The following is an 18,222-nucleotide window of genomic DNA, read 5'->3' as shown; positions in this document are numbered from 1 at the left end:
GCCTACCTCCTACACCCAGTGCCTTAGAGAAACTTGAATATTGCTAGACAAGCTAGAAGAAAGGCTACCATGTAGGAAGTTGGGTGTAACATACTCAACATGTCCAGACCTGATGAGATTCCTGAAGAAGCCGGGACCCCGGTTTCCTCCGGCATCTATCACCTGGACGCCAACGATCCCCATGGCGAACTCATGGACCGCTCCGGTCTTTCAGATGAGGATGTCCAGCAGATCAGCGACCTCATGGCTGCCCTTGGACGGTTGCGCGAGGCGGAACAGCGGCTGACCGACGCCTCCCTGAGGTACATGAAACTCAACCAATCAGACATGCGCGCACTGCACTATTTGATTGTCTGCGCCAACCATGACGTAATTGCCACACCAGGCGCAATAGCGTCCCGCCTCAACATCTCGACGGCGTCAACCACCAAGCTGCTCGATCGGCTGGAACGCGCGGGGCACGTCACCCGTCGTGCCCACCCCTCGGACCGCAGGGCGCTCGCGATCGCCATCACCCCCGAAACGCACGAGGCCGCCATGCGGACAGTCGGCCGGCAGCAGGCCAAACGGTTCCTGGCTGCAGCAAAGCTCACTCCCGAAGAACGCGGGACCGTCATGCGATTCCTTGATGACATGGCGCAGGAAATCGAAGTCTCCGAAGAGGCGTGGGCAGGTTCGGAGTAGGCCACTACCCGGTGGTCACCAGCCTCAGTACAGGAAGATCGGCAGCCAATCGCGGTTGTGTGCGTGGACCAACGCCAGGAACAAGACGAAGTCGAAGAGCAGGTGCACCGACACCACGTAGGTGAACGACTTGGTCAGCTTGAAGGTGTATCCCTGCAGCAAGGCGAACGGGAACGTCAGCAGGGGACCCCAGGACTGATAGCCGATTTCCCACAGGAATGAGGAGAAGACCACGGCCTGCAGGAGGTTGGCCAGCCAGTCCGGAAAGTGCTGGCGCAACAACGTGAACGTGGTGCAGATGAAGAACAGTTCGTCCCAGATTCCTACGGCATTGACGCCCAGGAAGAGCCTCCAGAAGATGTCGGGATCGGAGGCATCCGGCCAATTTTGGTAGACGCCGGTGCTGATCAGGTAGACAGGCAGGATGAAGTAGCCCAACGCCACAACGCCCATCAGGTACAGCTTCGCTGCCAAAGGCCATTTTCGGCCGGTGTTGACGGGGAACTTGATGATGTCTTCCCGGTACACAAAACGGGACACCAGCCACGGCACCAACACGGCCAACGCGAGCGCCCCGCCCATGATGGCCATGTGCTCTGTGCTGAGGTCGGCATTGAGCGGAACCAGGCTGAAGATGGTCATGCCTGTCGCGATCAACGCCAGGTGCCGCATCAGCCGGCTGTCAATGAGTGCGGCGGTAACAACGCTCGCCAGGAGCAAACCGTAGCCCAGCAGCCCATTCCCTAAGGCAAAGAGGGGAATGCCGGACAGGGAAAGCAGCGCTGCCGGTAACAGTTTCCAGCTCAGCGCGGTACGGGGTGCTTCCGTTGAAAGGGACGTCACCCCCTAAGCATCTCAGGGCCGGTGGCCCAACAACACGGTTTCCGCGCAGGGAAAGCGCAGGCAACAAAGGCGGACTGTTCTTCTGTATTATTCGTCACAGGGCCCACAGATGGGTCGGTCGGGTAGTTGTCTGGCTTAGCCAGCGGGGGATACACATAAAGGAATAGCTGATGGCTCAAGAAGAGGGCTCTCTTTCACCGGATGGCGGTGCGGACTCCGCACGCCCGGATGACGCCGCCGCGTCGCCGCTAGTCGAAACCAGTATGCGTGAGCAGGTCAAGGACATCATCGAGTCCATCCTTGCCGATACCGATTCCCGCAGCGAAGCCGCCCGGAACAGGCTCCGCGCGTTGATGGAGACGTATCCGGAAAACCCTCAGCGTGCCCTGTTGGAGCACCTGCTGGAAACCCGCAAAGAAACCTCGCCGGCCTCCAACGTGCCGGTTCACCTCGAATCCGCCAGTGTGCATCTCGAGTCCGTCGACGCAGCGCGCACGGTTTCGGTCCCCGTCAGTCTTGAGGTCCGGGAAGGCATCCAGGCGGTCCTGGCGGACAAGCTCCTGTTGACAGCCTTTCAGCCTGTCCACGCACTGCCCACCGGTGAAGTGGTGGGCGTTGAAGCGCTCACCCGGTTCGTTGGGGAAGATGGCGCCGGAGCCGATGTCTGGTTCAGCGAGGCTGCTGCTGCGGGACTGGGAACCGAGTTGGAGATTGCTGCCCTTCATTGCGCACTTACCGCGGCGCACGATGTTCCCGAGACCATGTCCGTTGCCCTCAACCTCACACCTGCAACCTCCGGGGATACCAGGGTCCGGAACCTGCTGGCTGCCGCGGCCCTCGCCCCGGACCGGATCATCGTTGAGCTCACAGGCAGCCTGGCCGATGTGGGCGGCCAAACCGGCCGTGACGGACTTGGGCCCCTGCGCGCCTTGGGCCTGCGCCTGGCCATCAGCGCCTCCGGAGCGGCATTGGTTTCCCTGGAGCGGGTGGAACAACTGCGCCCGGACATCATCAAGCTGGACCGCCACCTGATTGAAGGCATCGAGAGCAGCGAGGGCCAAAGGATCCGAGCCAGGGCCATCGTTGAGCTCGCCAGGGAGATCGGCGCGGAAGTCATTGCCGTGGGCATTGAAACGGACGCGGAACTCCAGGAAGTCACGGCGCTCAAGATCACCGCAGCGCAGGGTTACCTCCTGGGGCGCCCCTCGGTTCACCCGCTGGACTGGTCGGCATGGAGCATCCGGGCACAAACGGAAGCCCAGCCAGCAAGCTGAGGGTCGCTCCACCCTAGGAAGGCCGCACGATGTTCTGCGGATCGTTGCCAAGGAAGGTTCCAGGCAGCATCCCGGCGCCGAAGACGGGGCCAGGTTCCGGCCGCTTAGGCTGCCTGCCGTCGTCGGCGTTGCGTTGCCTCAGGCGGCGCACCACCCACGGAAAGAGGTGTTCGCGCGCCCAGACGATGTCGCCCGCCCGGGCCTGGCGCCAACTGCGCTCCGGCAAGGGTTTAGGCGCCAACGGTTCCAGTGAGTGCGGAACGTTGAGTGTTCCGAGCACCATGATGGCGATGGTGTGCTGTCCCAGCGGGGAGAAATGGAGCCGGTCCGGATCCCACATCCGCGGATCGGTGAGTTGCCGCAAAGCCCAGAGGTCTGCGATCAGTGCGTCGTGCCGGGCCGCGATGACACGCAGGTTCTCGTTGAAGATGGCCACCTTGCCGCGCGTGAACCCCAACACCGGGGTGGCGCCCCAGTCAGGCCCGGTGAACAGCAGGATGGTGGCGCCTGTGGAGGCCAGTGTTTCCACGCCGGCATCCAGCTCCAGTGCGAGCTTGTCAGGATCGCTCCTGTGGAAAAGGAGGTCGTTGCCGCCGGCGTTGAGGCTGATCAGGTCCGGTCTAAGGTCCAGCGCCGGGCCCACCTGCTCCTCCAGGATCTGGTGGAGCAACCGCCCGCTGATCGCCAGGTTTGCATAGGCGAAATCCTCATGGCCGATGCTCAGTTCTTCGGCAACCCGGTCCGCCCAGCCACGGAGGCCGCCCGGACTCCGTGGCTCCGGATCGCCCAAACCTTCGGTGAAGGAGTCGCCCAATGCCACATAACGGCTCCAGGGGTGCGGGCCAGCCCGGAAGCCGCCGGAACCACCCTGCTCCCATCCGTTGGCGCCCTGGGCGTTCATCTCCCCATAGTGCGCTGGATCATCGGATTTTTGTACAGCTGCTGGCGGCTTTTCCGCGCGGCAGGCGGATTTCAAGAAAAAACTGTGGATGCGCATCCAGAACAGGCCTCCGGACGGTAGTAGGGGTGTCAGCAAAATTCCCGCAGGTCGGGCCGATTGAGGAGAAGGACATGCGCAGCAGAATATTCACGGCAGGAGCAGGAGCCAGCGTTGCGGCACTGGCAGCAGCTATCGTCTTGGCTGTCCCCGCACAGGCGGCGGAGGGTGACGCCCACCTTTCTGTCCTGCACGGTGTACCCGGATTGACCGTTGATGTTTGGGTCAACGGAGCACGTACCCTGGACGATTTCACACCCGGCACCCTGGCCGGGCCGTTGGCGCTTCCTCCCGGAGCCTACGATCTGGCGATCACCGCCTCCGACGCTGCGGACGCCTCGGCCCCGGTGATCGGCCCGGTGACGGTGACCTTGGCAGCGAACGGCAACTACACCGCCGTCGCGAATCTCGATGCGGCCGGGAAGCCGACAGCTAACTTCTTCACCAACGACGTCTCCCGCATCGACGCCGGGAAGGGCAAGTTGACCGTCCGGCACACGGCAGCGGCACCAGCAGTGGACGTGCTTGCCGGTGGCACGGCAGTGGTGACCAATCTGGCCAACCCCAACGAACAAACATTGACCCTTGACCCCGGTACGGTTTCGGCCGCCGTGGCCGCAGCCGGCACTACGGCACCGGTGATCGGCCCGGCCGACGTAACGGTCGCCGAGGGCACGCACACCATTGTCTACGCCTGGGGAAGCCTCGCGGACAAGAACCTCCAACTGGCGGTGCAGAACATTGAAGGCCTGCATTCGGCTCCCGGATCCGTACCCGGTGCCATGGACGGCTCCTCCGGCGGCGCCTCCACCGAACAGTTGGTGCTCGGTAGCGGACTTGCTGCCGCAGCGTTGCTGCTGATCATCATCGGTGTTGGCAAGGCCCGCACGCCCGCCTCCGCGCGGAAGCCCTGAAGCGAGGGCAACTGCCTGAGATAGGTAGCGGAACAGGTCCTGGCCGTCAGTGCCGATGAACTTTCGGGCATTGACTGAACCTTTGGGCATTGACGGCCAGGACCCCCATCCACCACGGCAACCCCAGGGTGTTGCCCGTAGACCCGCCAGGACACCGTCACATGACATCCACGCAAAGCATTAAACCCCGACGGCGGATCCCCCACCGGGGGTCGGTCGCCCTCGCTGCCGTGGCAGTGCTGCTGATGACAGCGTGCGGGACAACGGCACCATCGATGTCCGGGACTGCTTCCAACGAGGCGACCAGCCCGAGCCCGGGTGTGAAGCAGGCGGCACCTTCCCCGTCTCCACCGGATCAGTCGGCACCACTTGCCGGCATCGACTTGCAGGGCACTGCTCCCACGCAGGCCGCGGCGGCTCCAGTTCCCGTATCCCTCCAGGTAGCGGGAACATCCATCGACATGCCCGTTATCCCCGTGGGGGTCTCGGACGGCGGAGCCATGGAAATACCGGAGACCTTATACGAGGCCGGGTGGTACCGCTTCGGGCCCGCGCCGGGAGCAGCCCAAGGCACAGCGGTCCTGGCCGGACACATTGACACCACCTCGGACCAGGCGCCGTTCTCGCAGTTGAAATCCCTGCCGGCCGGAACCCTGGTGACTGTAGGGAGGGACGGAGCCCCTGCACTTAAATACCGGGTTGTGTCGGTCACGCTCATGGCCAAGGACGCTTTTGATGGCGACTCGCTCTTCCGCCGGACCGGCCCGCACGAACTCAAGGTGGTGACCTGCGGCGGACGATGGCTGGACGAACGAATGGACTACAGCGACAATGTGATTGTCACCGCGGTCCTTGAATAAGTACCCCAACCCGGCCGTGGTCATCGTCGCTGACGCCGGGAAGGAGTCTCCTTTGGTATCCCCAAACGAGGTTTCCTCAACCTGGGATGACACGTTGACTGATTCCTTCATGGCAGGGGATGAACGGGCGCTTGTGGCTGCTTACAAGGAGTTCGCCCCATTGGTGCATACGCTCGCGTTGCGATCACTGCGGGAACGCGCGGCGGCTGACGATGCCACCCAAGAGGTGTTCATCCGGGTATGGCGCTCCCGCAGCACCTTCAATCCGGCGGTGGCGCGGCTGCCGGCCTGGATCGTGGGTATTACACGCCATGTCATTGCGGACGCGCAGTCCGCTTCAACCAGGGAAACCCGCAGGGTCCTTGCCGTTGCCCGGACCCGGGAAGCGGCGGGGGAAGTTCCTCCGGAACAAGCCGTCGAGGTCCTGGCCGACCGGCTGCTCCTGGACGGAGAACTGGACCGGCTCGGCGAACCGCAGGGTGCCATCATGAAGTTGGCGTTTTACGAGGACCTGACGCATGAGCAGATCTCCCGCAAACTTGAACTTCCGCTTGGTACCGTCAAGAGCCACATTCGGCGCAGCTTGATCCATCTAAGAAGCAGACTGGAGGTCGACCATGCCGCACCTTGATCCGGAAGAGTTGAGCCTCCACGCGATGTACGGCGACTGGCTTGATGAGGAGGGCCGGAAGCACCTCGCAAGCTGCGATACCTGCACGGCTGAATACACCACGCTGCGCCGTACCGTGGATGCCATAAAAACCACGCCGGACTCCAGCAGCCTGGTAGTGCCAGGACCACATGTGTGGGGTGCAATCCACCAGGAATTGGGGCTTTCCGAAGCAGCCCGAAAAGACCCTTTGGACTCTGCACAGGGAACCGAAGAGGGTTTCACCAGTCCGTCCGAACCCGTGCGGCCGCAGGAACCACCCGCGGATTTCGATTCCTTTAAGAAGCGTCCCCGGGGCTGGAAGCGCCCCGGTATCTGGTTGGCCGTTGCCGCAGCCGGTGCACTGGCAATCGCCGGTGCGACCCTCTGGAACATCAATCAGGCAGCAACTCCCTTGGCGCGGGCAGAGTTGTCCCCGCTGGCCCAACACTCTGCCACGGGTTCAGCCACAGTCCTTGAATCAAGGGACGGAGCCCGCACTTTGGAAGTGAAGCTCAGCAAAGACGAAGCACAGGGCTACCAGGAAGTCTGGCTCATCGGCCCGGACCTTACCCGGCTGATCAGTTTGGGAATCATGGACTCGGACTCCGGTACCTTCCCCCTGCCGGCGGACCTCAACCTGGCCGATTTCCCTATTGTGGACGTTTCGGATGAGCCATTGGACGGAAACCCGGGCCACTCCAGCGTAAGCATTGTCAGGGGCTCGCTCAGTTCCTGAGGGGTGTGCCCATCAGGCGCTGCATCTGTTCCCCGGCGTCGCTCCCTGGCGCCGGGGTGTAGACCACGATATGCAGGTCCGGGCGGTCCGAGGGCGAGACCTGATGGTGTTCCACATGCAGCACGCCCACGGCAGGGTGGTGGAACTGGCGCTCGCGGGATTGGAAGCCAAGAATGTCATAGCGGTCCCAGCTTTCCTGGAATTCGGGGCTGGCCTCCTTGAGGCGTTCAACTTGGTACTCCACATCGGGGTCGCCCAGGCGCTGTCCGGTCTCAGCCCTGAACTCAGCCAGGAAGCGCTTGCTGGTGACGTCCCAGTCGGGCAGAAGATCACGAATGTAGGGGTCGGTGAAGACCAACCACAAAAGGTTCCTGTCGGCGGCGTCGAACGTTCCAATGTTCGGATAGAGCGCCTCGTAGGCGCGGTTCCACCCGGCGATGCCCCAATCCGGCGAAAGCGCGTAGGAAGGATTGGGATCCAAGGCGTCCAAGAGCCGCTGCACATGGGCAGGCGCATCGGCGGCCACAGGACCTTTGGGCAGTGCAGATGAATAGCCGCCCAGGGAAAGCACGTAGCTCAGCCCGGTGTCCGAAAGGTGTAACGTGCGGGCAACGGCCTCCAGGACTTGCCGGGACGGGCTGATGTCCCGTCCCTGCTCCAGCCAGGTGTACCAAGTGACGCTGACCCCGGACAGGAACGCGATCTCCTCCCGGCGCAGGCCGCGCTCTCGGGAACGTCCCACCGGTGGCAGTCCGTAGTCCGAACGCAGGGCTTGGTTTCGGCGGGTCCTGAGGAAGAGTCCCAGTTCCTTGCGCCTCTCATCTTTCACGGGATCAACACTATTACTCTGGTACTTTCACTACTAGTAGCAGCACCGTCTTCCGCCGGGTGTAGAACAACAGCAGGATGGTACTTATGCCTGCACTTCGCTCCAGAACAGTTACCCATGGCCGCAACATGGCCGGAGCCCGCGCACTGTTGCGCGCTTCCGGCGTCGCCAACACCGACATCGGCAAGCCGATCATTGCCGTTGCCAACTCCTTCACCGAATTCGTCCCCGGCCACACCCACCTGGCCCCCGTGGGCAGGATCGTCTCCGATGCGATCCTCGCCGCCGGAGCGGTTCCGCGCGAATTCAACACCATCGCCGTGGACGACGGCATCGCCATGGGCCACTCGGGCATGCTCTACTCCCTGCCGTCCCGCGACCTGATTGCCGACTCCGTGGAGTACATGGTCAACGCCCACTGCGCGGACGCCCTGGTCTGCATCTCCAACTGTGACAAGATCACCCCGGGCATGCTCATGGCCGCGCTGCGCCTGAACATCCCCGTAGTGTTCGTCTCCGGCGGCCCTATGGAAGCCGGCCGCGTGACCCTGACTGATGGCTCCGTTCGCTCCCTGGACCTGGTGAACGCGATTTCCGACGCCGTGGACGAGTCCATCTCCGATGAAGACATCAACCTCATTGAAGAGAACGCCTGCCCCACCTGCGGGTCCTGCTCGGGCATGTTCACCGCCAACTCCATGAACTGCCTCGCAGAAGCAATCGGCCTGGCCCTGCCCGGCAACGGCTCGGTGCTGGCTACCCACACCGCGCGCAAGGCGCTGTACGAGAAGGCCGGCGCCACGGTGGTCGAACTCGTCAAGCGCTATTACGACGGCGACGACGACTCCGTGCTGCCGCGCTCCATCGCCACCAAAGAGGCCTTTGACAACGCCATGGCCCTGGATATCTCCATGGGTGGCTCCACCAACACCATCCTGCACCTGCTGGCCGCGGCCCAGGAAGCCGGCGTTGATTACGGCCTTGCCGAGATGGACGCCAAGTCCCGCCAGGTGCCGTGCCTGGCCAAGGTGGCCCCGAACGTCGCCGGGGACAAGACCTACTACATGGAGGACGTGCACCGCGCCGGCGGCATCCCCGCGCTGCTGGGCGAGCTGAACCGTGGCGGCCTCCTGCACAAGAACGTCCACTCGGTGCACTCCGACGACCTTGATGGCTGGCTGGACGATTGGGACATCCGCGGCGGCAACGCCACCGACGAAGCGCAGGCACTGTGGCACGCTGCTCCCGGTGGCGTCCGTTCTTCCACCGCATTCTCTCAGTCGAACCAGTGGACCTCACTGGATACCGATGCTGAGGGCGGTTGCATCCGTTCGGTGGAGCACGCCTTCTCCAAGGACGGCGGCCTGGCTGTGTTGCGCGGCAACGTGGCAGTGGACGGTGCCGTGGTGAAGACCGCCGGTGTGGACGAGTCCATCTGGGTCTTCGAAGGCCCCGCCGTTGTATGCGAGTCCCAGGACGAAGCCGTGGAGAAGATCCTGAACAAGTCCATCAAGGAAGGCGACGTAGTGGTCATCCGCTACGAAGGGCCCCGAGGCGGACCGGGGATGCAGGAAATGCTTTACCCCACCTCATTCCTCAAGGGCCGTGGCCTGGGCAAGAAATGTGCCCTGATCACCGATGGCCGCTTCTCCGGCGGTACCTCGGGCCTGTCGATCGGGCATATTTCCCCGGAGGCTGCTTCCGGTGGTGCCATCGCCCTGGTGGAGGACGGCGACATCATCAGCATCGACATCACTCAGCGTTCCCTCCAGCTGCAGGTCCCGGACGAGGTCCTCGCTGAACGACGCGAAAAGCTCGAGGTCAACGGCGGCTACAAGCCGAAGGACCGCGAACGCCACGTCTCCCCGGCGCTGCGTGCTTACGCCGCCATGGCCTTGTCCGCGGACAAGGGCGCCGTGCGTGACGTCTCCCTGGTGGAGAACCTCTAGGTACAAAGAGAAACGTCGACCTGCCCGGTTGGGCAGGTCGACGTTTCTCTGTGGACGTTTCTGTGGTGGAGGGCAGGACTAGTTGATGGCTGCCTTCAGTTCCTTGGCGGCCAGTTCAGGATCCTCAGCGCTGTAGATCGCGCTGCCGGCAACGGCGACGTCGGCGCCTGCCAGTTGTACTGCCGCAATGGTTCCGGCATTCACGCCGCCAGCTACTGAGAATGGCACGCGGGCTTCTTCGCCCGCATTGAGCAGGGTGCGCAGGTTGTAGCCGGGCTGGGCCTGCTCATCCAGGCCCGCGTGGAACTCGACGAACTTGGCGCCCAGCGCGCGGGCTTCCTTGGCGCGCGAAACCTTGTCTGCCACACCGATCAGGTCCACAACAATGCCCTTGTTATGGGCTTTGGCTGCCTTGACTGCCCCGGCAATGGTGGAATCATCGGCGGTGCCCAGGACCGAAACCAAGTCCGCTCCAGCCTTGAATGCGATGTCGGCCTCGAGCTCGCCGGCGTCCATGGTCTTCATGTCGGCGAAGACGATCTTGGTGGGGTGCGCATCCTTGATGGCGGTCACGGCTGTGAGGCCCGCAGCCTTGATCAGCGGCGTGCCGAGTTCGATGATGTCCACGTGCTCGGCCACCTTGCCGGCCAGGTCAAGGGCGTCCTCTACGGTGAGGAGATCCAGGGCTACTTGAAGTTTCATGAGTTCTTCTTTCTTGTGGATGGTGTTGCTGGGAGGGGTGGTGCAGGTTTGGGCGCTACTCGAGATTGGCGTGCCGGAGCCAAAGCTGCTCGGCAGGCTCATCCGTGTTCTCCCACAGGGTTTGGAATACGGCCTCGGTTGCAAGGAAGAGGGATTGCTCGAACAAGCTGCCGGAGTACTGGCGCGAGAGGTTGGAGCCGTGATCGGTCTTCTGCGCGGCGGGAATGATCACCAGGACATCGGCGAGTCCGGCCAGGGGTGATTCCGGGTTGGTGGTCACCGCGGCGACGTCCGCCCCCGCGGTGATGGCCGTTTCCGCCGCCTTGACCACGCCGGAGGTGGTTCCTGAGCCGGATGCCACCAGCAGGAGGTCGCCCGGAGCGATGGCCGGCGTAGTGGTATCCCCGGCGACATGGACTGTCAGGCCGAGGTGCATGAGCCGCATGGCAGCCATGCGGAGCACCAGCCCGCTGCGGCCCGCGCCGGCAAGGAAGACGCGTTCCGCCGCCCGGATCCTGCCCGCGAGGGCTGCCAACTGGTGGACATCGATCGCGTTGGTGGTGCTCACGATCTCGTCCTGGATCAGGGACAGGTTCAGGGTTGTCTGCGCTGGTGCTTTGCTCAGGGACGGCTTTTCTACGACTGCGTCCACTCTCTCTCTCCTTCAGTTGCCGTGGCTGGGTTCGCTTTGCTTCCCTTCCAGCTTGGTGCAGCGGGTGGGTGGGCGGAACGCTGATTTGGGATGGCTTTCCCCACCCCTTTGGGTAGTTCCTGCTCCTGAATGTCGCTTATGCTGGCCGAATGCAGAACTGGGCTCTCCTCCACTCCATCAGCGACCTCGCTGCCGCGCCCCTGAACCGCATTGCCGAATCCCTCCGCGATGCCACGCTCCCGTTCCTCTCCAGCAGTGCCCTGGTGATTTTCACCGAGGACTGCACCGGACGGCCCCAGAAGAAGGCCGGCGATGAAGGCGTGGTCAGCCGGGTGTCCATTGCCGAACTGGACCGGCTGAGGTCGGCGATGCCGGGTGAGGAGCCGTGGCGAACCTCTGCGGTCATCGCCGGCGAGCAGCGGGAGGTCCTTGCCCTGGGCTATGCACCCAGCAAGGCACTGCTGGTCCTCACCGACCCGACACTGACCGACATTTCACCGAAGGACGACGCCCTGGTGCAGGGGCAGGTGCAGGGAAGCGAAGAGGAGGCTCTCCGTCTTCTCAACTATCTTTGGCGATTAACCGCCCGACGCATCCAGGAGAAAGTAACCGACGCGCCGCCGTCGTACCTTCTGGAATCGCGGGCCGCATCTGCTGAGCGGATCCGTGTGACGGCCGAGTTGATCGACCAGCACTCCACCACCCTCGAAACGCTGCTGGCAGCCTTGCGGTCAACCTCCATGGACGACGCCGCGGCGCGCGCCTCCGTGACCGACCTCGCCGTCAAGGCCTTGGTGGGCCTGCGGACGCTTAGTGACCGGACCAGTGACCTGGTAGAGGAGCCGGTGGCGACGGCGTTCGAGCGGCTTCGCGAGGATCTTCGGCCGTTGATGCATTTCAGCAACATCGACATCCAGTTCATTGAGCCGCCCGCCAATGGCCGTGCGCTCCCCGGCGAAGTTGCCCACGCTGCCCGTGCCGTTGTCCGGGGGCTGGTGTTGGCGATCGCGGAGCAGTCCGACGTCCACCGCGTGCGAGCCCAGTGGGACTGCGACGGGGAGAACCTGCTGATCAACGTGCGCGACGACGGTTTGGGCGCGCTCTCGCAGGATTCGCCCAGTATCGCCCGGTTGCAGCAGCGGGTGCAGGCCGTTGACGGGCGGATGTCCCTGGAGGTGATGCAGGGCTGGGGTGCGGACATTTCCGTCGTGCTGCCGCTGGATCCGCCGCCCGCCCCGGGTGGGGATGTTGCAGTTTGGGATCTGGCACCCCGTGAGTTGGAAGTCCTGCAATTGCTGACCGCGGGGCAGCGGAACCGAAGCATCGCCGGTGCTCTGCACATCAGTGAAAACACGGTGAAGTTCCATATCAGGAATCTCTTCAGGAAGCTCGATGTCCGTTCCAGGGCCGAGGCTATTGCCTTGGCGCACTCCGCCGGGCTCCGGTAGCGCCTGCTACTTCCCGGCCTCAGCCCGCAGCCGTTCCTCTCCCTCTGCATAGGCATCCAATAGCTTCCGTGCGTGCTCGCCGGCCGGGCCTTCCTGGGCCAGCGCAGACCGCATGCCTTCAAGTTTTTCTGCTCCGGCCGGGAAGGGTGGCAGCAGCGGGATGTTCGGATCGGTCAGCACTTCAATGACAGCTGGACGATCCATGCCAAGGGCGTAGTCCCAGGCGTCGCCCAGCTTGGCAGGATCCTCCACCCTGATTCCCGCCAAGCCCAACAGCTCCGCGTATGCCGCATAGGGGAAATCGGGAATTTCCTGGCTGGCCGGGAACCTTGGCTCAGCCTCGGTCTCCCGCTGTTCCCAGGAGACTTCAGCGAGGTCGCGGTTATTGAAGACGCAGACCACAAACCTGGGATCGGCCCAGGCCCGCCATCGGTGTGCCACCGTTATCAACTCAGCCACCCCCAGCATCTGCATGCCGCCATCTCCGGCCAAGGCCACCAACGGGCGGTCGGGGTGCGCCAGTTTCGCCGCCAAACCGTAAGGGATGGCGCATCCCATGCTGGCGAGCGTCCCGCTCAGGTGGGCCGGGACTCCGGCTGGAAGGATCAACTGGCGCGCGTACCAGTAAACGCAACTGCCGACGTCGATGCTTAGTTGTGCGTTGCCGGGGAGCCGGCCGTTGAGCTCGCGGATCACCAGTTCCGGATTGACCGGATCGGAGGGGATAGCCGCCCGGTCTTCCGACAACTGATGCCACGCCCGGACCTGGCCCTCCACGGCCTCCCGCCAAGCAGTGCGAGAGGGCTGGGTTTGGTCCTTCAAGCGTTTGCCCAGGGCCGCGAGTGTCCCGGCGGCATCGCCCACCAGGCCCACCTCAACCGGGTATCGGTTGGCGATTTTGCGGCCGTCGATGTCGATTTGCACGGCCTTCGCGGTGCCGGGCTTGGGGTAGAACTCGGTCCAGGGATCGTTGGAGCCGATGATGACCAGGGTGTCGCAGTTTTCCAGCAGGTAGGCGCTGGCGGTGGTGCCCAGATGGCCCATGGTGCCGGTGGCGAAGGGGAGGGTTTCATCCACGTAGGGCTTTCCTAGCAGGCTGGTGGTGATGCCCGCGTCCAGTTGCTCGGCGAGCTCCACCACTTCCTTTTGGGCGCCGCGTGCACCTTGGCCCACGAACAGGGCGATGCGTTCGCCCTGGGTGATGATGTCCGCGGCTGTCTCGAGCTGCTCCTCGAGGGGAGTGACCTGGGCTGGATGCCATACAGGCGCGGTCACCACAATTCCGTGCTCATGCCCGAGCTCGGGAACTTCGGCCGTCTGGATGTCATGGGGGACGATTACCACGCACGGGGACTTGGTTTCCAAGGCGGTGCGGAAGGCCCGGTCCAGCAGCATGGGGACCTGCTCGGGTGAACTGGCCAGTTGCGCGAACTGGGCCGCGACGTCCTTGAAAAGAGTCAAAAGGTCGATTTCCTGCATGTAGGCCGAGCCCAGAACCGTGGTGCTCTGCTGCCCGATGATCGCTACCACCGGAACGCTGTCCATCTTTGCGTCGTAAAGGCCGTTGAGCAGGTGGACGGCGCCGGGACCTTGCGTGGATGTCACTACTCCCACGCCACCGGTGTACTTGCCATGACCCACGGCCATGAAGGCGGCTGCTTCTTCATGCCGGGCCTGCACAAATTCGACCTTGCCCCGGGACCTGCGGAGCGCACCCATGAAACCGTTGATGCCGTCACCGCTGTAGCCGAAGACCCTGTCCACGCCCCAGGCTTGGAGGCGGTCCACCATCAGGTCCGAAACTGTTTGCTGGGTCATGCCGGTGCTCCTCGTCAGTAGTGGAGAGGTACTTCCTGACGCCATAGTAAGCATACTTAGCTATGCGGCACGCGGGGGAAGGGTTTGCCGCTAAGCAGCTTCGTCACTCCGGTTGCCTGTGAGCGGCAGGCGCGTCGCTTCGCCGTCGGGCCTGTCCCGTTGCAGCGGAACGGCGCCGGGAGTGGCGGTATCTTCTGCGGGCTTCGTGGAACGCGGCCGGGCAATCAGCAAGGCGGCGATCGGCGCCAACAACAGGAGAAGTACCACTGTGCCCGCTCCGGCCAGGCCCGTCAGGAAAATCAACCCCGCCATCAACAGGAGGTGGACGTTCGGTGCGTCGGGAAACGCAAGGGCGGCCGTCATGGCCAATCCATTTGGTGACTTCACAATCATGCTCCTGGCGCATCTTCTGGCTGTTCTTTCCTCAACTGGTATGTGGGCGGAACGGAGAATATGTGATGCGATTCCAAGGCGTTTTATCGTCAGCATGCTGACGATAAAACATTTCTTCAAACACTGCGTCACGTTTTCGCAGGTCAAGGCACATATTGAGTGCCCATGTCGTTGAACCGCGGACTGCGCCGTTGCCCTTTTCGGCTGCGTTGCGGTTCACCGACGGAGTTAGCAGCGATGGGTGTGGTGGGTTCTGGGGCCCGCCCGGGGCGCCGTCGCTGCGTAAACCGGGCTAGTGCGGTCGGTCGTCTGAGTCGCGACCGGCCGCATGATCCGGCATCTGTGAATGATGAACGCCATCAAATGTTTACAAGCAATTCCTCCAAACCGTGGTGAATTCCTGAGGTGTAAACCTAGACTGACCGCATGGCGCAGACCCAGACCCGCATTTTCCGCGCTGTTTCCCTGGCATTGGTTGCCGCCGCATTTTTGGCAGGCTGTGCGGGAAGCGGTTCAAGCCCATTTGTTGGTGTGTGGGGTGACACCAGCGACACCAAGCAGCCCTCCCTCGAACTGAAATCAGATGGCGCTGCCACGGGGACTGATGGCTGCAACAGGCTCGTCGGCTCCTGGAAAGAGGACGGCAAAACCATTTCGTTCGGAGGTTTCTCCTCCACCCGCATGGCCTGTGAAGGCGTTGACACGTGGCTTTCGAACGCTGCCACGGCCAAGATCCAGGAAGACGGAAAGCTTGCGGTTTTCGGTCAGGGCGGAGACCAGATCGGCACGCTTGCTGCCGGCAAATAACAGGGTTCCTCCGGAAGTGGATTTCAAGCGGATCTTTGGGGGTAGCTGTGTTGGATTCAAATACTGAGGGTGTTGAGCAGGCGGCATCAACAGGAACATTGCCCGGCTGGGAGCAAGTCGATTCCCTGGTAATTGCCGCCCACGAGCGGAACCGCGGGTGCAAGGACGGTGCGGTGGCGGACTACATTCCCGTCCTGGCGCAGGCCAATCCTGAGCTGTTCGGCGTCTGCGTGGTGGAAGTCGACGGCGGAGTACACGCGGTTGGCGATGCGGACGCGGAATTCTCCATCCAGTCCATTTCCAAAGCTTTTGTCTACGCCCTGGTCTGCGAGGAATTCGGTCATGCGGCTGTGGCTGACCTGGTGGGGGTGAACAACACCGGATTGGCCTTCAACTCGGTGATAGCCCTTGAGCTCAATGATGGCCACCCCATGAATCCCATGGTCAACGCCGGTGCTCTGGCCACCACAGCATTGATGCCCGGCATCACCCCGGATGAACAGTGGGCTGCCATCCACTCCGGGCTCTCTGCCTTTGCAGGCCGTGACCTGGTGCTGGATGAGGAGGTCTACCAGTCCGAAGCGGCCACCAACACCCGCAACCGGGCCATCGCGCGTCTTCTGGAAAGTTACGGCAGGATCGGGCGTGATCCGCTGGCCGTCGTCGATGTCTATACCAAGCAGTGCTCACTCCGGGTCAGCGCCCGTGATCTTGCCGTCATGGGTGCCACATTGGCTGATGGCGGCGTCAACCCCGTGACCGGCAATCGGGTGGTCTCAGCCGACGTGTGCCGGGATACCCTGGCGATCCTGGCCGCCAACGGGCTGTACGAACGGTCAGGGGAATGGCTCTTCGAGATCGGACTTCCGGGTAAGTCCGGGGTGTCCGGCGGGCTGCTCACGGTCTCGCCAGGGAAAGCAGGAATCGGCACTTTCTCGCCGCGGCTTGATCCGGCGGGAAACAGTGTCCGCGGCCAACAGGCCACCGCGTATCTCTCCAGGGTCCTGGGCCTGAACATTTTCGCTTCCCAAGCGTACGCACCGACTTCCCAGGCGTACGCACCGAACGGAAGGTCCACAGAAGTCCCCTAGTATGGCCGAAACCTACTGTGCGATGCCCCGCATGCTGTTGTTCCGCTTTTCGTGCGTCAGCTCCGCCAAGCCGAGGGCCTCGAGCAGCGGTGGCATGTACATTCCGAACCGGCCCCGGTAGCCCTTGCGCAGCCCGTACCAACCACCCTCCTTGGTTCCTGCGGCCATGATGTGTCCTTTCGTGGTGATGCCTACGCTACACAGCGTCGGGCTGGGTGTCTGCAGCCTCAGGACCCGGGGTGTCCGAGGTCAAGGGATTGTTGATCTCATCGGTCGTCATTCGCGCTGCGAAGAGAGCCACGAACGCCATGGCGGGGCACACCACACCACCAACGAAGAAGATCAGCCAGAGGGGAACAACCTCGGCGAGCGGGCCTGCCAAGGCCATGGAAACGGGCATCAAGGCCAGGGAAACAAAGAAGTCCAGGCTGGAGATCCTGCCGAGCAAGTGCCGTGGAACGCGCCGTTGCAGCAGGGTGCCCCAAATGACGGTTCCGATTCCCTCGGTAACTCCAAAGATGAGCATGGCGGCCGCGAGCATCCAAAAACTGTCCATGAAACCAATCGCGGCTACAGGCAGGCTTCCCAGGCCCCACGTCAGAACCATGACGGTCAGGTAGCGGCGGGGGAGGCGCAGGGACGCAGTTGCCAAGGCCGCGACGGCGCTACCGACGCCCATGATGGCGAGCAGGAAACCGAACATCCTGGAGTCGCCGCCCAACTGGTCCTGGACTACGAAGGGAAGCAGGACCTCGATGGGTCCAATGAGGAACAGCACGGACAGGCAGGCCCACACCAAGGTCCATAGCAGCCAGGGAGTGCGGACGGTGTAGCTGAATCCCTCAGCAAGATCCTTGAACAGGGACGATTTTGCGGGTGTCCCGGCAGGCCCATCCGCGCCATCCACGACAACTGCGCCATCCGCGCCAACAGGGCCCACGCCCAGGGCTTCCCGGCTCAGGAAATTCACTATTCCAAACGCCAGCAAATGGCACACGGCAACCCCCGCAACCGCGTGTGCCGGGGACAACGTCGCCACCAGGATTCCGGCAAGTGCCGGGCCCGCTGCCTGTTGCAGGACCGGCCGCACCGTGCCCTCCAGGCCGTTGGCGGCAAGGAGGTCATCCGCAGGCAGGATGCGTGGCAGGATCGCGGAATATGCAGGGAAGAAGAACGCCTGCCCCACACCCAGGACGAACGCGCCCAGGGCCAGATGCCCTAGCTGAAGGACGTCGGCCATGGCCAGTGCCGTGATGGTGGCAATGACTGCCAGGTTGGCACCTTCAACCGCGATGATCAGGAGCCGTTGCGGGAGCCTGTCGGCCGCGATGCCTCCGGCCAGAACGAACCCCACCAGGCCCACGCTGGCAGCGGTAGCCACCAGCGACAATTCCAAGGGACCGCCGCCGAGGTGGATGACCTCGTAGACCATGGCCACTGCCCACATTCCGGATCCAAAAATGGAAATGGACAGCGCAGCGATCAGTACCCTGAATTCCCGGTGCGCAAAAGGGCGCAGCGCTCTCAACGCGGCCATTTCACCAGCCCGGACCTGCGCGTTGATACTGCGGAA

General features: G+C 63.2%; 19 protein-coding genes. 10 read left to right on the top strand and 9 right to left on the bottom strand.

The window, feature by feature from the left end:
* Positions 1 to 99: 99 nt before the first annotated feature.
* Entirely contained in the window at positions 100 to 684 is a 585-nt protein-coding gene (locus M1D51_RS20130) for a MarR family winged helix-turn-helix transcriptional regulator (RefSeq protein ID WP_172324540.1), read from the top strand.
* A gap of 24 nt (positions 685 to 708) precedes the next feature.
* Here M1D51_RS20130 and M1D51_RS20125 read toward each other — a convergent pair whose 3' ends face one another.
* Positions 709 to 1,527: a CPBP family intramembrane glutamic endopeptidase gene (locus tag M1D51_RS20125; RefSeq protein ID WP_458107778.1), complete on the bottom strand. Its 819-nt coding sequence runs from the start codon at positions 1,525 to 1,527 to the stop codon at positions 709 to 711.
* A gap of 170 nt (positions 1,528 to 1,697) precedes the next feature.
* Between M1D51_RS20125 and M1D51_RS20120 the strand changes: the two genes are divergently transcribed.
* The gene (locus M1D51_RS20120; RefSeq protein WP_458107777.1) at positions 1,698 to 2,801 is read left to right on the top strand and encodes an EAL domain-containing protein; all 1,104 of its coding nucleotides are present in this window, start codon (positions 1,698 to 1,700) and stop codon (positions 2,799 to 2,801) included.
* A gap of 13 nt (positions 2,802 to 2,814) precedes the next feature.
* Here the strand turns inward: M1D51_RS20120 and M1D51_RS20115 are convergent, their stop codons facing one another.
* Positions 2,815 to 3,702, bottom strand: a complete 888-nt coding sequence (locus M1D51_RS20115) for an SGNH/GDSL hydrolase family protein (RefSeq protein WP_458107776.1) — start codon at positions 3,700 to 3,702, stop codon at positions 2,815 to 2,817.
* A gap of 170 nt (positions 3,703 to 3,872) precedes the next feature.
* On the opposite strand from M1D51_RS20115, the gene M1D51_RS20110 reads away from it, so the two are divergent.
* From M1D51_RS20110 to M1D51_RS20095, 4 genes are all read left to right on the top strand, one after another.
* A complete protein-coding gene (locus M1D51_RS20110; protein ID WP_172324537.1) occupies positions 3,873 to 4,712 on the top strand; it encodes a DUF4397 domain-containing protein in 840 nt (279 codons plus the stop codon).
* A gap of 161 nt (positions 4,713 to 4,873) precedes the next feature.
* Positions 4,874 to 5,572, top strand: a complete 699-nt coding sequence (locus tag M1D51_RS20105; RefSeq protein WP_458107775.1) for a class F sortase — start codon at positions 4,874 to 4,876, stop codon at positions 5,570 to 5,572.
* Between the two features lie 16 nt (positions 5,573 to 5,588).
* On the top strand, positions 5,589 to 6,203 hold the full coding sequence (locus M1D51_RS20100; protein WP_172324544.1) for an RNA polymerase sigma factor: 615 nt from the start codon (positions 5,589 to 5,591) through the stop codon (positions 6,201 to 6,203).
* The gene (locus tag M1D51_RS20095) at positions 6,190 to 6,960 is read left to right on the top strand and encodes an anti-sigma factor domain-containing protein (RefSeq protein WP_458107774.1); all 771 of its coding nucleotides are present in this window, start codon (positions 6,190 to 6,192) and stop codon (positions 6,958 to 6,960) included. Before M1D51_RS20100 ends, M1D51_RS20095 begins: the two co-directional genes overlap by 14 nt.
* Here M1D51_RS20095 and M1D51_RS20090 read toward each other — a convergent pair.
* A complete protein-coding gene (locus M1D51_RS20090; protein ID WP_458107773.1) occupies positions 6,950 to 7,789 on the bottom strand; it encodes a helix-turn-helix transcriptional regulator in 840 nt (279 codons plus the stop codon). The two genes, M1D51_RS20095 and M1D51_RS20090, sit on opposite strands and share 11 nt — an antisense overlap.
* An 86-nt stretch (positions 7,790 to 7,875) precedes the next feature.
* Here M1D51_RS20090 and ilvD point away from each other — a divergent pair, with 86 nt between their 5' ends.
* Entirely contained in the window at positions 7,876 to 9,738 is a 1,863-nt protein-coding gene (gene ilvD / locus M1D51_RS20085; protein ID WP_458107772.1) for a dihydroxy-acid dehydratase, read from the top strand.
* Between the two features lie 78 nt (positions 9,739 to 9,816).
* Here ilvD and hxlA read toward each other — a convergent pair whose 3' ends face one another.
* The gene (gene hxlA, locus M1D51_RS20080) at positions 9,817 to 10,440 is read right to left on the bottom strand and encodes a 3-hexulose-6-phosphate synthase (RefSeq protein WP_172323064.1); all 624 of its coding nucleotides are present in this window, start codon (positions 10,438 to 10,440) and stop codon (positions 9,817 to 9,819) included.
* A gap of 55 nt (positions 10,441 to 10,495) precedes the next feature.
* Positions 10,496 to 11,092, bottom strand: coding sequence for a 6-phospho-3-hexuloisomerase (gene hxlB / locus M1D51_RS20075; RefSeq protein ID WP_458107771.1), 597 nt, complete (start codon positions 11,090 to 11,092; stop codon positions 10,496 to 10,498).
* Between the two features lie 149 nt (positions 11,093 to 11,241).
* On the opposite strand from hxlB, the gene M1D51_RS20070 reads away from it, so the two are divergent.
* Entirely contained in the window at positions 11,242 to 12,540 is a 1,299-nt protein-coding gene (locus tag M1D51_RS20070; RefSeq protein WP_458107770.1) for a LuxR C-terminal-related transcriptional regulator, read from the top strand.
* A gap of 6 nt (positions 12,541 to 12,546) precedes the next feature.
* Here the strand turns inward: M1D51_RS20070 and M1D51_RS20065 are convergent, their stop codons facing one another.
* Positions 12,547 to 14,358, bottom strand: coding sequence for a thiamine pyrophosphate-requiring protein (locus M1D51_RS20065; protein WP_458107769.1), 1,812 nt, complete (start codon positions 14,356 to 14,358; stop codon positions 12,547 to 12,549).
* Between the two features lie 90 nt (positions 14,359 to 14,448).
* Entirely contained in the window at positions 14,449 to 14,745 is a 297-nt protein-coding gene (locus M1D51_RS20060) for a hypothetical protein (RefSeq protein WP_458107768.1), read from the bottom strand.
* A gap of 432 nt (positions 14,746 to 15,177) precedes the next feature.
* On the opposite strand from M1D51_RS20060, the gene M1D51_RS20055 reads away from it, so the two are divergent.
* Both M1D51_RS20055 and glsA read left to right on the top strand, forming a co-directional pair.
* A complete protein-coding gene (locus M1D51_RS20055) occupies positions 15,178 to 15,558 on the top strand; it encodes an META domain-containing protein (protein WP_172323059.1) in 381 nt (126 codons plus the stop codon).
* A gap of 47 nt (positions 15,559 to 15,605) precedes the next feature.
* Positions 15,606 to 16,649: a glutaminase A gene (gene glsA, locus M1D51_RS20050; RefSeq protein WP_458107767.1), complete on the top strand. Its 1,044-nt coding sequence runs from the start codon at positions 15,606 to 15,608 to the stop codon at positions 16,647 to 16,649.
* A 12-nt stretch (positions 16,650 to 16,661) separates the two neighbouring features.
* Here glsA and M1D51_RS20045 read toward each other — a convergent pair whose 3' ends face one another.
* Entirely contained in the window at positions 16,662 to 16,817 is a 156-nt protein-coding gene (locus M1D51_RS20045; protein ID WP_458107766.1) for a DUF6855 family protein, read from the bottom strand.
* Positions 16,818 to 16,845: 28 nt separating this feature from the next.
* Positions 16,846 to 18,186 (bottom strand): MFS transporter, encoded by a 1,341-nt coding sequence (locus M1D51_RS20040; RefSeq protein ID WP_458107765.1) that lies wholly within the window; start codon positions 18,184 to 18,186, stop codon positions 16,846 to 16,848.
* Between the last annotated feature and the right edge of the window lie 36 nt (positions 18,187 to 18,222).

The sequence above is a fragment of the Arthrobacter sp. R3-55 genome (assembly GCF_054161505.1).
Note: the sequence above shows the minus strand (reverse complement) of the source record. Positions and strands in the feature narration are given on the sequence as shown.